18 protein-coding genes are annotated in these 11962 nt (G+C 69.7%); 15 read left to right on the forward strand and 3 right to left on the reverse strand.

Features of this window, described 5'->3' with window-relative positions; all coding sequences use genetic code 11:
• Window positions 1–25: 25 nt before the first annotated feature.
• From AC07XS_RS12190 to AC07XS_RS12200, 3 genes are all read left to right on the forward strand, one after another.
• Window positions 26–1180 carry a phage portal protein gene (locus AC07XS_RS12190; protein ID WP_321208098.1) on the forward strand — a complete coding sequence of 385 codons (1155 nt, stop codon included), beginning with the start codon at window positions 26–28 and terminating at the stop codon, window positions 1178–1180.
• A 49-nt stretch (window positions 1181–1229) separates the two neighbouring features.
• Window positions 1230–1466: a hypothetical protein gene (locus tag AC07XS_RS12195; RefSeq protein WP_182714583.1), complete on the forward strand. Its 237-nt coding sequence runs from the start codon at window positions 1230–1232 to the stop codon at window positions 1464–1466.
• Between the two features lie 105 nt (window positions 1467–1571).
• Window positions 1572–1967, forward strand: coding sequence for an HK97 family phage prohead protease (locus AC07XS_RS12200; protein ID WP_182714599.1), 396 nt, complete (start codon window positions 1572–1574; stop codon window positions 1965–1967).
• Window positions 1968–2806: 839 nt separating this feature from the next.
• Here AC07XS_RS12200 and AC07XS_RS12205 read toward each other — a convergent pair.
• The gene (locus AC07XS_RS12205) at window positions 2807–3184 is read right to left on the reverse strand and encodes a hypothetical protein (RefSeq protein ID WP_182714582.1); all 378 of its coding nucleotides are present in this window, start codon (window positions 3182–3184) and stop codon (window positions 2807–2809) included.
• A 306-nt stretch (window positions 3185–3490) separates the two neighbouring features.
• Window positions 3491–3868, reverse strand: a complete 378-nt coding sequence (locus AC07XS_RS12210; RefSeq protein WP_182714581.1) for a hypothetical protein — start codon at window positions 3866–3868, stop codon at window positions 3491–3493.
• A gap of 125 nt (window positions 3869–3993) precedes the next feature.
• Here AC07XS_RS12210 and AC07XS_RS12215 point away from each other — a divergent pair, with 125 nt between their 5' ends.
• From AC07XS_RS12215 to AC07XS_RS12250, 8 genes are all read left to right on the forward strand, one after another.
• Window positions 3994–5232, forward strand: a complete 1239-nt coding sequence (locus AC07XS_RS12215; protein WP_182714580.1) for a phage major capsid protein — start codon at window positions 3994–3996, stop codon at window positions 5230–5232.
• A 143-nt stretch (window positions 5233–5375) separates the two neighbouring features.
• On the forward strand, window positions 5376–5639 hold the full coding sequence (locus tag AC07XS_RS12220) for a head-tail connector protein (RefSeq protein ID WP_182714579.1): 264 nt from the start codon (window positions 5376–5378) through the stop codon (window positions 5637–5639).
• The gene (locus AC07XS_RS12225; protein ID WP_201464195.1) at window positions 5636–5932 is read left to right on the forward strand and encodes a phage head-tail adapter protein; all 297 of its coding nucleotides are present in this window, start codon (window positions 5636–5638) and stop codon (window positions 5930–5932) included. The genes AC07XS_RS12220 and AC07XS_RS12225 overlap by 4 nt, the downstream gene beginning before the upstream one ends.
• Window positions 5929–6339 (forward strand): DUF3168 domain-containing protein, encoded by a 411-nt coding sequence (locus AC07XS_RS12230; RefSeq protein ID WP_054764898.1) that lies wholly within the window; start codon window positions 5929–5931, stop codon window positions 6337–6339. The genes AC07XS_RS12225 and AC07XS_RS12230 overlap by 4 nt, the downstream gene beginning before the upstream one ends.
• 114 nt (window positions 6340–6453) lie before the next feature.
• Complete coding sequence (locus AC07XS_RS12235) at window positions 6454–6864, forward strand: phage major tail protein, TP901-1 family (RefSeq protein WP_054764899.1); 411 nt, start codon at window positions 6454–6456, stop codon at window positions 6862–6864.
• 482 nt (window positions 6865–7346) lie between these two features.
• Complete coding sequence (locus tag AC07XS_RS12240; protein WP_054764900.1) at window positions 7347–7637, forward strand: GTA-gp10 family protein; 291 nt, start codon at window positions 7347–7349, stop codon at window positions 7635–7637.
• Entirely contained in the window at window positions 7634–7819 is a 186-nt protein-coding gene (locus AC07XS_RS12245; RefSeq protein ID WP_054764901.1) for a phage tail assembly chaperone, read from the forward strand. The genes AC07XS_RS12240 and AC07XS_RS12245 overlap by 4 nt, the downstream gene beginning before the upstream one ends.
• Window positions 7809–8354, forward strand: coding sequence for a phage tail tape measure protein (locus tag AC07XS_RS12250; RefSeq protein WP_182714578.1), 546 nt, complete (start codon window positions 7809–7811; stop codon window positions 8352–8354). The genes AC07XS_RS12245 and AC07XS_RS12250 overlap by 11 nt, the downstream gene beginning before the upstream one ends.
• Before the next feature lie 104 nt (window positions 8355–8458).
• Here the strand turns inward: AC07XS_RS12250 and AC07XS_RS12255 are convergent, their stop codons facing one another.
• Window positions 8459–9163, reverse strand: coding sequence for a DUF805 domain-containing protein (locus AC07XS_RS12255; RefSeq protein WP_182714577.1), 705 nt, complete (start codon window positions 9161–9163; stop codon window positions 8459–8461).
• Between the two features lie 97 nt (window positions 9164–9260).
• On the opposite strand from AC07XS_RS12255, the gene AC07XS_RS12260 reads away from it, so the two are divergent.
• From AC07XS_RS12260 to AC07XS_RS12275, 4 genes are all read left to right on the forward strand, one after another.
• Window positions 9261–9872: a DUF2460 domain-containing protein gene (locus AC07XS_RS12260; protein WP_182714576.1), complete on the forward strand. Its 612-nt coding sequence runs from the start codon at window positions 9261–9263 to the stop codon at window positions 9870–9872.
• 127 nt (window positions 9873–9999) lie between these two features.
• The gene (locus AC07XS_RS12265; RefSeq protein ID WP_182714575.1) at window positions 10000–10647 is read left to right on the forward strand and encodes a phage/gene transfer agent baseplate hub protein; all 648 of its coding nucleotides are present in this window, start codon (window positions 10000–10002) and stop codon (window positions 10645–10647) included.
• Window positions 10648–10796: 149 nt separating this feature from the next.
• Complete coding sequence (locus AC07XS_RS12270; RefSeq protein ID WP_182714574.1) at window positions 10797–11300, forward strand: NlpC/P60 family protein; 504 nt, start codon at window positions 10797–10799, stop codon at window positions 11298–11300.
• A 401-nt stretch (window positions 11301–11701) separates the two neighbouring features.
• Window positions 11702–11962, forward strand: a 261-nt coding sequence (locus AC07XS_RS12275) for a hypothetical protein (protein ID WP_321208096.1), incomplete at its 3' end; no start/stop codon positions are given.

An 11962-nucleotide genomic window follows, 5' to 3' on the forward strand; every position in this document is an offset into this window, starting at 1 on the left:
TTTTCAGGAGAGTGCGATGGGTGGGATGCGGTGGCCGTTCGGCCGGGGCGGGCGTGCGCCCGATCCGGGCGCGCCGGAGGCGAAGACCAGTCGGACGGCGGTGCTGCTGTCGGGCGTCGGGCGGGCGCGGTGGACGGGCAATGACTACGCCGGCCTGGCGCGCGAAGGCTATCAGAAGAACGCCGTGGCCTATCGCTGCATCCGCATGATTGCGGAGGCGGCGGCCTCGGCGCCCTTTGCGGTCTTTGTGGACGGGGTGCGCGACGAGACCCATCCGCTGGCGCGGCTGATCCGCCGGCCCAATCCCGAACAGTCGGGGGCGGAGCTGATGGAGGCGGTTTACGGATCGCTTCAGGTCTCGGGCAACGCCTGGATCGAGGCGGTGGGGGACGCGGTTCCCGAGGAGCTGTGGGCGCTGCGGTCGGACCGGGTCAAGGTGGTGCCCGGCCGGTCGGGCTGGCCCGAGGCGTGGGATTATTCCGTAGACGGACGGTCGATCCGGATCGGGCGGGCGGCCGACGGCTGGGCGCCGGTGATGCAGCTGAAACTGTGGCATCCGCTGGACGACTGGTACGGCCTGTCGCCGCTGGAGGCGGCGGCGCAAGGGGTGGACGCCCACAATGCGGCCGGGGCCTGGAACAAGGCCCTGCTGGACAATGGGGCGCGGCCGTCCGGCGCCCTGATCTATGGGGCCAAGGGCGGCGAGCGGCTGACCGACGGCCAGTTCGAAGCGCTGAAGGCCCAGCTGTCCAGCGCCTACGCCGGGGTGGAGAACGCCGGGCGGCCGATCCTGCTGGAAGGCGGGATGGACTGGAAGCCCCTGAGCCTGACGCCCGCCGAGATGGATTTCACGGCGGGCAAACATGCGGCGGCGCGCGAGATCGCCCTGGCCTTCGGGGTTCCGCCGCAGCTGCTGGGGATACCGGGGGACGCCACCTATTCCAACTATCGCGAGGCCAACACCGCCTTCTGGCGACAGACGGTCATACCCCTGGCGCGCAAGGCGGCGGGCGCGATGACCGGCTGGCTGGGCGGACGGTTCCCCGGCTGCGAGGTGCGGGCCGACCTGGAGGCCGTGCCGGCGCTGCAGCCCGAACGCGACGCCCTGTGGGCGCGGCTGGAGGCGGCAAGCTTCCTGACCGACGCGGAGCGGCGACGGATGGCGGGGGTGGAGGGATGAGGAAGGGGTGGCGAGTGTCGAGTGGCGAGTGGCGAGGGAGACGTGACGCATGAGCGAAGACTCTCAGGTCCGGCGCGTGCCGACCGCCCTGGTGATCGCGGTCGTGGTGCAGACCATCGGCGGCTTGGTCTGGGCGGGCGGGGCGGCGGCGCGGATCGCGACCCTGGAGCAGAGGGTCGGGGAACAGAGGCTGGTGGCCGAACGGCTGGCGCGGCTGGAGACGCAAGGCGAGGCGACGGCGGCGGCTGTCGAGCGGATCGAACGGCGGCTGGAGGGGGGCGGGTGAGTGGTTAGTGGCGAGTGGCGAGTGGCGAGTGGTGAGGCGAACCAGGCGATTGGACGAAGGCAGGCGCGACTTCGCTCGCCCCTCGCCCCTCGCCACTCGCCACTCCTGATCCAGGGCTACGCCTCCCTGTGGGGCGTGGCGGATCTGAACGGGGACGTGGTCCAGGCGGGGGCGTTCGCCGACAGTCTGGCGAAGACGGGCGCCGAAGGGGTGCGGATGCTGAACCAGCACGACGGCCGGGCGCCGGTCGGGGTCTGGGACGAGGTGCGCGAGGACGAGCGCGGCCTGTTCGTGCGGGGCCGGATCGAGGACTGGTCGCCCGAGGCCCGCTTCGCCGCCGCCCTGAGCCGGGCGGGCGCGATGGACGGCCTGTCGATCGGATACCGCACGGCGCGGGCGCGGCGTCAGGGACGTTTGAGGGTGCTGAGCGGGGTTGAGCTGTGGGAGGTGTCGCTGGTGACGTTTCCCATGTTGCCGGGGGCGCGGTTTAGCGTCGCCTGACGCGCCCTGGGACGGCCTGGGGCCAATCGACATTCAGCCTGCCGCCGTCCTGCCGGGGCGGTGCGCAGCGGAACGCTGATTGAGGATGGGTTCATCACAACGGGCACGACGCGGTCACGGCGAACACGGCGCGTTCCGACGGCGTCGTGACCGCTGTGAATCCGCCGTGATCGCTGTGATGAACCCGGTCGCCGCATCAAGGCCCGCTGACGCGGGAAGAGCGGCCTGACCGCAGTAGGCTGAATGTCGGTTGAACCTAGCCGCCCGGAGCCTTCGGATCGGCGGTCAGAAGGATATCTATTTCACGCAGCCTGCCGATCAGGCCGCCAGTCGTGGCTGCGATCAACATGGCATAGCCAGACAGGTAAACCCACCAAGCGTTCGCCCCCTCCAGCAAGAGACTAAGACCGCCCACCACTATCCCTAAGGCTTGAGCAAGCACGACCGGGACCATCCATCCCGTGAGTGCGGAAAGGGCCTTTCTCTGCTGCGGCGACGCTTGCGCGCGTTGGGCGCGGGCCCAGGTCAGAAGCGCTGGAAACCTGCTTCGCAGTCCGACGGCCACACCGGCGGCCGCCAAGACCGTTGATAGGATCAAAAGTCCGAGCCCTCCCATGCCGGGCGGCGGCGAGGGGGCAAGCCGACCGTAAAAAACGCTAGCCAGAAGCATCAGGGCGAGTGTGCCCCAAGTCGCCGCCCGCCGTAGAGCCCCTCTATCCATGCTGCATTGGTAGCATGAGGCGCAATCAAGGCTAGGGCCTGGATCACACATTTCCGGGCCACCCCGGATCACGCCGCGTTGAAGCGGGCGGGTTGAGCTTTCGGTGTGCGCCGAGCCGTCAGACGGCGGGGAAAGGGCGACGGCCTGAAGCGGCGGCCTCGGCCACGTAGTGTCGGTGCATCTGGGCCAGTCGCCCGTATGTACGCAGGAGGATCAGAGCCAGCACGAGCGCCGAGAAAACCGGCCAGTAGGGCAGGAGCGGCATGCCCAGGCGGCGTGAGATTTCGCCCATCGGATCGTCGTGCATGATCATGATCATGAGGAGGACGAACAGGAACAGGTCCAGCGCCAAGAGGGCGTGGGACAAGGGGCCGGGCAGGGGCGCGCCCCCGACTGCGATCGCCGATTGAACGGACCGGGGCAGGGCGTCAATCGGCGGATTGTCGGTGACGCAAAGGGTTTCGCTGAGCGGTACAAGATTGGTGTCTTCGGACACCTGCATGCGCTGTAGGGCAGGGAGTCGGCGACGGCGGGCGCGCCTCTGGCGCCGCTCGATAAGCCCTAGCCCGTAAGAGGCGGCGAGACCCCCGAATGTAAGCAAGAGCATGACCGCAGACGCCAACTGGGTCCACGGACCCGCGTAGTGTCTGCTCAGGGCCCACAAGATGAGGGGTGCAAACGGCGCCCATGTCCAGACGAGCTTCAGCAGCCAGGAGCGCTGCAAGCCGCCCATCAATTTCAAGGTCGTATCGGTCACTTTCCAAGCTTAAACCTAAAGATGGGCTTCTGCGTCTCAGACCCTTCAGTCTTCCGCTGCGGAGGCTTCGATATTGGCCTGGAGGGCCTGCATTTCGGCGGTGATCGCTTCCATTTCCGCCGTGCATTCGTCGGAGGAGATGGTGGCGGCGCGCGGGGACGCCTTGCCCTTGTCATAGGCCGCCAGGAGGAACTCGGAGGCCGCCTTCTTTTCCGGATCGGTCTCATTGGCCAGGGCGGCGCGGACCTGCTCGGCGACGCCCGGCGGGAACTGGCGTTCGCACGTGCCCAGGGTTTCGAACATGCGCGTCATGCCGGCGAAGACCTGATTGACCTGTTTCGCCTGTTCGGGCGGCAGGCCGGAGGTGTCGGGCGGCGTCTGAAGCGCCAGGGCGCCGGCGAAGGCGAGAACGAGACTGAACATGGGTGAAGCTCCTCCGTCACGCGGAGTAGCACGATTTTCGAGGGACGGCAGTCGTCCATCACAGGTTTCGGGCCACGCCCGGATCACGCGGCGCCGAAGACGGGCGCCTTCACACCGGAGACATCATGAAAGAGACCAAACAGGCTTCGGGCCATCCCGAGGCGCACGGCGCCGTGCGCGAGATGATGGCGGCGTTCGAGGCGTTCAAAGGGGCGAACGACGCCCGGCTGGGCGAGATCGAGAAGAAGGCGGCGGCCGATGTGCTGCTGGAGGAGAAGGTCGCGCGGATCGACCAGGCGGTGGCGGCGGCCCAGGCGCGGCTGGACCGGGTGATGAGCCAGAACCGGCGTCCGGCCATCGGCGGCGAGCCGGTGGAGCCTGCGTCGGCGCCCGAGGCGAAGGCGGCGTGGGACGGCTATCTGAAGACGGGCCACTCGCCTCAACTGGCCGGCGCCCTGGAGGTCAAGGCGGGGCTGTCTGCGGTGCCGACCTCGGGCGGCTATGTCGCGCCCTATGAGACCGAGCGGGCCATCGAGCGGCGGCTGATGGCGGCCTCGCCGATGCGCGAGATCGCGACGGTCAGGACGGTGGCGGCGGGCGTGTTCCGAAAGCCGGTCTCGACGGCGGGCGTGGCCTGCGGCTGGGTGGCGGAGACGGCGGCGCGGCCCGAGACCGATCCGGCGACCCTGGCCCTGCTGGAATTCCCCTCGGCGGATCTGTACGCCAATCCGGCGGCGACCCAGGCCCTGCTGGACGACGCCATGGTCGATCTGGACGAATGGCTGGCGGCCGAGGTCGAGGACGCCTTTGCGGCCCAGGAGACCCAGGCCTTTGTGGCCGGCGACGGGGTGAACAAGCCCAAGGGCTTTCTGGCCTATCCGACGGCGGCGGACGCGGGTCAGGTCTGGGGCCAGATCGGTTATGTGGCCTCGGGCGCCGCAGGCGGGTTCGCGGCCGACAGTCCGACCGACCGGCTGATCGACCTGATCTATGCGCCCAAGGCCCAGTATAGGCCGAACGGCCGGTTCGTGATGAACCGGAAGACGGTCTCGGCGGTGCGCAAGTTCAAGGACGCGGACGGCAACTATATTTGGCAGCCGGCGACGCGGCTGGGCGAGACGGCGAGCCTGCTGGGCTATCCGGTCACCGAGATCGAGACCATGCCGGATGTGGCGGCCAACAGTCTGTCGATCGCCTTCGGGGACTTCCAGCGGGGCTATCTGATCGTGGATCGGGCGGGGGTGCGGGTGTTGCGCGACCCTTATTCGGCCAAGCCTTATGTCCTGTTCTACACGACCAAGCGGGTCGGCGGCGGGGTGCAGAACTTCGACGCGATCAAGGTGATGCGGTTCGCGGCGACGTAGTCGCGGAGTGACGAGTGGTCAGTGGCGAGTGGCGAGTGGTCGCTCGCCGCTGACGTATGAAACGGCGTTTGGGCTGAGTAGGGGTGGCGGTCTCGCCGCTCGCCACTCGTCACTCGCCACTTCCGAGCAAGGCGAGGAGAGACATGGCGCAACCGGTGACGGTGGCGGAGGCGAAGCTGTTTTTGAGGGTCGAACATGAGGCCGAGGACGGCCTGATCCAGACCCTGATTGGGGCGGCCCAGGCGCGGGTGGAGGCGGAGGTGGGGCTGAGCCTGACCTCGACCGCGCCGGCGGGGCTGAGGCTGGCGATCCTGACGCTGGTGCTGCGGGCCTATGAGCGGGGCGAGGCGGCGGCGGATCTGTCGATCGACGAATGGACCGCCCCCTATCGCACGGTGCGGCTGTGAGGGTTCTGGCGAGCCTGTTCCGGCCGGTGGAGGCCGAGACCCCCTATGGCGGGCGCAGCGTGGGTTTCGAACCCGTCGGCTCGGCCTGGCTGACCTGCGGGACGCGGCGGCGGATCGAACGGGGCGAGGGCGATCAGAGGCGCACGGTCGAGCGGCTGAGCGCCGAGGCGCGGGCCGACGCGCGGCTGGCGGTCGGGCGGGTGCTGCGGTTCGGCGGGGCCGACTGGGACGTCGTCGGCCTTGATCCTCTGCGGCCGGGGCGGCTGCGGCTGGAGCTGGAGCGGGTGCGATGAAGGATCATGAGAGCGCCCTGCAAAAGGCGGTGGTCGCGGCCCTGAAGGCGGATGCGGCGGTGTCGGCCCTGATCGGCGGGCGGGTGTTCGACCGGCCGCCGGAGGGCGCGGCCTGCCCCTATCTGGCGCTGGGCCGATGCGAGAGCCGGCCGCTGGCGGCGGACGGGGGCGGGGTGGAGCAGAGGCTGACCCTGACCGGGGTGTCGCGCTTCCTCGGCGCGGAAGAGGCCAAGGCGATGGCGGCGGCGGTGCGGGCCTGTCTGCACGAGGCGGTGCTGGAGGCGGACGGGGTGCGGACCGCGACCCTGAGAGCGACCTTCGCCGACGTGTTCGGGGCGAGCGACGGGCGGCGGACCTATGCGGTGGTGCGGCTGAGGGCGGTGACCGAGGAAGTGGCGAGTGGTTAGTGGCGAGTGGCGAGCTGGATCGGGCGGGCGGAAGCAGCGGGGGGAGCCGTTGCGACGACCTTCCTCGCCACTCGTCACTCGCCACACGCCGCTCAGGAGCAAAGCGAGGACAAGATGACCGCACAGGCGGGCAAGGACATGCTGCTGAAGATCGAGGGGGCGCCGGGCGTCTTCACGACGGTGGCGGGGTTGAGGGCGCGGACGATTTCGCTGAACGCGCGCACGGTGGACGCCACCGACGGCGACAGCGCCGGACGGTGGCGCGAGCTGCTGGCCGGGGCCGGGGTCAAGTCGGCGGCGGTGTCCGGGCAGGGGATCTTCCGCGATGCGGCCTCTGACGCCCTGGTGCGGGAAGCCTTCTTCGATCAGGCGGCGAAGCGGTGGCGGCTGGTGGTGCCGGACTTCGGCGTGCTGGAGGGACCGTTCCTGGTGGCGGCCCTGGAATACGCCGGGACGCATGAGGGGGAGGCGACCTTTGCGCTCAGCCTGGCCAGCGCGGGGGCGGTCGGGTTTTCGGCGGCGTGAGGGGGGTGAGTGCTAGTGCTAGTGCTAGTGAGCGGGCTTCGCCGGTGAGCGGAGAACGGCGGGGCGGCTGGGTAGACGTTCGCTAGGTTCAATCGACATTCAGCTTACTGCGGTCAGGCCGCTCTTCCCGCGTCAGAGGGCCTTGATGCGGCGGACGCGGGTTCATCACAGCGATCACGGCGGATTCACAGCGGTCACGACGCCATCGGAACCCGCTGTGTTCGCCGTGACCTCGTCGTGCCCGTTGTGATGAACCCACCCTCAATCGGCGTTACGCCGCCAGACGTTTTCCCTTCCGCTGACGCGGGAAGGAAGACCGACACTCAATCGAATAGAGTCTTCAACGCCCGAGGCGCCTCTCTTGGGTCGGCGGCTGCGCGCAGGACGGCAGGACGGCGGCAGGCCCAATGTCGATTGGCCCTAGCACTCGTACTCGCACTAGCACTGGCGCTGGCGTTTTTCACTTGAGATTGGAAGCGACGATGAACCAGGCGCGGGGCGAGGCGGCGGTGATGCTGGGCGGGGTGCGGCGCAGGGTCTGTCTGACCCTGGGGGCCCTGGCCGAGATCGAGACCGGGCTGGGCGTCGAGGGTCTGGCGGCGGCGGCCGAGCGGATGAAGACCCTGTCGGCGCGGGATCTGATGGTGGTCCTGGCGGCGGTGCTGCGCGGCGGGGGCGAGGCCCGGCCGGAGGTCGAGGCGGTCGATCCGCGCGAGGCGGCGCGGGCCGTGGCGGCGGCCTTTGAGGCGTCCTCCGGTCAAGCCGGAAGATGACGGGCGCGACGCCCTGGGGCGAGATGATGCGGGCGGCGATGCGGATGGGGATTGCGCCCGAGGCCTTCTGGCGGCTGTCGCTGAAGGAATGGCGGATGCTGACCGAGGCGCCGCGCGGGACGGCGCCGATGGGCCGGGCGGGCTTGGCGAAACTGATGGAGGACTGGCCCGATGACGGATGAGTTCGGACGGGACGGGATCGACGACCTGCCGCTAAAGGCGGCCGAGGCGGGGGCGGCGCTGGAGGCGCTGAAGGGGCCGGCTGAGGAGGCGGCGAACGCCATAGAGGCGGCCTTCGGCCGGGCGGGCGAAAGCCTGACCCGGTCGTTGGCGCGGGCGGCGGCGGACGGAGAGGTGTCCCTGTCGGAACTGGCCCAGGCGGTGCTGAAGGCGGTGAATGCGGCGGCCGGGTCCGGCGGATCGGGAAGCGGTCTGAGCGCGGCCATCCAGGCGGCGGCGTCCAGTTTCAGCGGGGCCAATTTCGGCGGGGCCAGGGCCGACGGCGGGCCGGTGCTGGGGGGCGGCGCCTATCTGGTCGGAGAACGGGGGCCGGAGGTGTTTCGCCCGAGCGTCGGCGGCGAGATCGGACCGGCGACGGGCGGCGCTGTGACCGTCCATGTGGCGGTGGACGGCGGGGCCGAGGCCCTGCTGCGATCCGAGGCCCAGATCGCCCAGATGCTGGCGCGGGCGGTCAGCCTGGGGGCGCGGGGGAGGTAGGCTTTTTTGAGTGGCGAGCGGCGAGGGGCGAGTGGCGAGTGACGAGCGGCGATGCGGATGCGGCCTGTCTCGCCACTGACCGCTCGCCACTCGTCACTGTCTTGCTATTCGCCCTTGGGGTTGGGGCCGAAGCGGTTGTCGCCCTTGTCGCCCTCGACCAGGCCGATCCACAGCAGGAAGGCCAAGGGGACCAGGGCCGCCAGCACGAAGGCGCCGACGCCCGGGCTCATCATGGCGAAGAGGGCGGCGGGATTGTCCTCGTAATAGTCGGGGCCCATGCCGCCGGCGATGGCGGCGCCCATGACCATGACGAAGCCGATGGTCATGAAGACGATCGCGGCGCCCCAGGGAATGGCGGCCAGCCAGCCGGTCTTGCCCATGTCGTGCAGGCGTTTCACCGTGATGGCCAGGTTCGGCCAGATCAGGGCGAGAGAGATCAGGCCGCCGATGATCGGCAGCCAGCCGGCGACGACGCCGACGCCCAGCAGGATCAGCCAGCCGATCCAGAAATGGCTGCGGCGGATGCGGCCCTCGAAGGACAGGAACAGTTTCTGCCAGTCGAAACCGGCGACGGTGGTGTCGGTCGAACTGGCGTAGCCGCCGGCGACGCCGACGGTGGAGGGGCCGCCCGCCAGGATCAGGATCTGGGTCGCCTCGCCATCCTCGGGCACGAAATCGACGCGGACGCCGGGGGCGGGGACGGCGGGGGACTGCAGGCCGGCGGCGCTGAAGCCGTAGCGGACGCCGTCGTCGCCGCTGATCAGGCCGGCGCCGGCCGTGGTGTCATAGCTGAGGATTTCGCCGCGCAAGTCTTCGCTCCCGTCTCGAGACGGCCCCCTCGGCCGTCGTTAGCCGAGCATGGACGAGCGGCGCCGTTCGGACAAGTGAAACAGGGGACAGGTTCGAATGAGCTTTCATGAGGTGCGCCTGCCCGCGCGGCTGGCTTTCGGCTCGACCGGCGGGGTGGAGCGGCGGACGGAGATCGCGACCCTGGCGTCCGGGTTCGAGCGGCGATCGACGCCCTGGGCCCTGGGGCGCAGGCGCTATCTGATCGGGGCGAACCTGAGATCGCTGGACGACATGGCCGCCCTGATCGCCTTCTTCGAGGCGCGGCGGGGGCGGCTGTACGGGTTCCGGTTCAAGGACTTCGCCGATTTCAAATCGTGCGCGCCCAGCGGGACGGTTTCGGCCGGGGATCAGGTTCTGGGCCTGGGCGACGGGGCGCGGACGGTGTTTCCGCTGATCAAGACCTACGGCGACGTCGAACGACCGATCCGGAAGCCGGTCGAGGGGTCGGTGCGGGTGGCGGTCGGGGGCGTGGAGACCCAGGGCCTTTCCGTCGATTGGACGACGGGGGCCGTAACCCTGGTGGCCGCGCCGGCGCCGGGGGTGACGGTCACGGCGGGCTTTCAGTTCGACACGCCGGTGCGGTTCGACACCGACCGGATCGAGACGACCCTGGAGAGTTTTGAGGCCGGGCGGATGGCGGCGGTCCCGCTGATCGAGGTGCGGGTCTGAAGAGAGTGGCGAGTGGTCAGTGGCGAGTGGCGAGGCGGTTCGGGATGCGGGAGCGCCGAGACCTGATCGTCGGAACGAATGTTCGGCCCGCTTACTCGCCACTCGCCACCACTGAGCGAAGGCGAAGATGAGACACATACCGGACGATCTGGCCGCCCGCATCGAAAGCGGCGCGGCGCGGCTTTGCCATGTCTGGCTGATGCGGCGCGTCGACGGGACGCGGGCGGGCTTCACCGACCATGACCGGGATCTGACGCTGGACGGGGTGGTCTGTCGGGCGGCGAACGGCTGGACCGTCGGGGCGGCCGAGAGCGGGGTCGGGCTGGCGGCGGGGACGGCCTCGGCCTCGGGCGTGCTGGACGACGCCTCGATCCGCGAGGCCGATGTGGCGCAGGGCCGGCTGGACGGGGCGGCGGTCGAGCTGTGGCGCCTGGACTGGTCCGAGCCGGGGCTGAGGGTGCGGCTGTGGTCGGGGACGATCACGCGGCTGAGGTGGCAGGACGGGGCCTTCGTCGCCGATCTGGAAGGGCCGCTGGCGAAGCTGGAGCGGGTGGTCGGGCGGACCTACGGCCGGCTGTGCGACGCGCGGCTGGGGGACGCGCGCTGCGGGGTCGCGGATGCGGCCGGGCGGACCTGCGACAAGCGGTGGGAGACCTGTGTCGGGACGTTCGGGAATGGGGTGAATTTTCGGGGCTTTCCGGACGTGCCGGGGGATGACTTCCTGACGGCCTGGCCGGCGCAGGGCGGCCGCCATGACGGCGGGAGCCGGCGGTGAGGGGCAAGGTGCGAAGCGACACGCCTGACGATGGGGGAAGTCCTTGTGAGAGGAAGACTTCCCTCTCCGACCCTGGTTCGCTTCGCGAACGCCGGGCCACCTCTCCCGCAAGCGGGAGAGGGTCTGGGGCGGGAGACGTCGGCGCCCGGGTGGCTGTGGCGGCCCGGGCCTGGCTGGGGACGCCGTATCGGCATCAGGCCAGTGTGAAGGGCGTGGGGGCGGACTGTCTGGGTCTGGTGCGTGGGCTGTGGCGCGAGGTGGCGGGGGCGGAGCCGGAAGGCGTTCCGCCCTATTCGCCGGACTGGGCCGAGGCGGGCGGGCGCGAAATCCTGCTGGAGGCGCTGGAGCGGTGGCTGATGCCGGTTCCGGTCGAGGCCATGCGGTCGGGGGACGTGCTGCTGTTTCGCATGTCGCCGGGCGTGGCGGCCAAACACTGCGCCGTTCTGAGCGACTGCGGCGGGCCGGAATCGAGGATGATTCACGCCTATTGGGGACGGGCGGTGGTGGAGAGCTGGATGGGCGTCTGGTGGCGACGACGGCTGGTCGCCGTGTTCCGGTTTCCCAAATTCACCATGGCAGGTCGCCGAGGAAGTCCCGCCTCGGCGTGCACCGATCAGGGCCGTGATACAGGGTCTCCCGCGCGAATGGGGTGATCGGACGGAAGCCGAACTGACTGTAGGACCAGTTGTAGAGTGAGTTGTCCCTGCTGTCCGCGATGGAAAGTACGGCGTGGAACTCAAACTTCCAATCGCAAGGGCCCGCACCGCCACAGCGCTTGTGCTCACGCGGCCAAGCCAGTTCCCGCAGATGCGTGACTTGGTGAGTTACGTAATTGTGTGGGTTGGGGACGTAGAGGCAGTAGGGGGTCGCGCCCGCCTTCAGACGCGCCTGAGCGTAGAGAAACAGTGGCGAAAGCAGAAGCCACGCGGCGATCAAAGCCGTCAGCCCGCCGAGGAACAGCCATAGGATGTTCCTTTCGAGCCAGGTGCGCCGGGTGGCGTTCGCCATCGCTTCTGCTCCGCTGAGATAAGACAGTAAGACAGAGGGTTGAAGCATGGCGCAAGTCGTACTGAGCGCGGTGGGGCAGTCGGTCGGCGGGCCGGTCGGTCGGGTGATCGGGGCGACGATCGGGCGGGTGATCGACGATCGGGTGATCGGCTCCCTGTCGCCGGCGCGACAGCTGGGGCCGAGGCTGGACGGGCTGAAGATCCAGGGGACGGCCGAGGGGGCGCCGATGGCCTGCGTCTTCGGCCGGGCGCGGGTGGCGGGACAGGTGATCTGGGCCGCGCGGTTCCTGGAAGGCAAGGTCAAGGGA

It is taken from the genome of Brevundimonas sp. GW456-12-10-14-LB3, assembly GCF_059424365.1.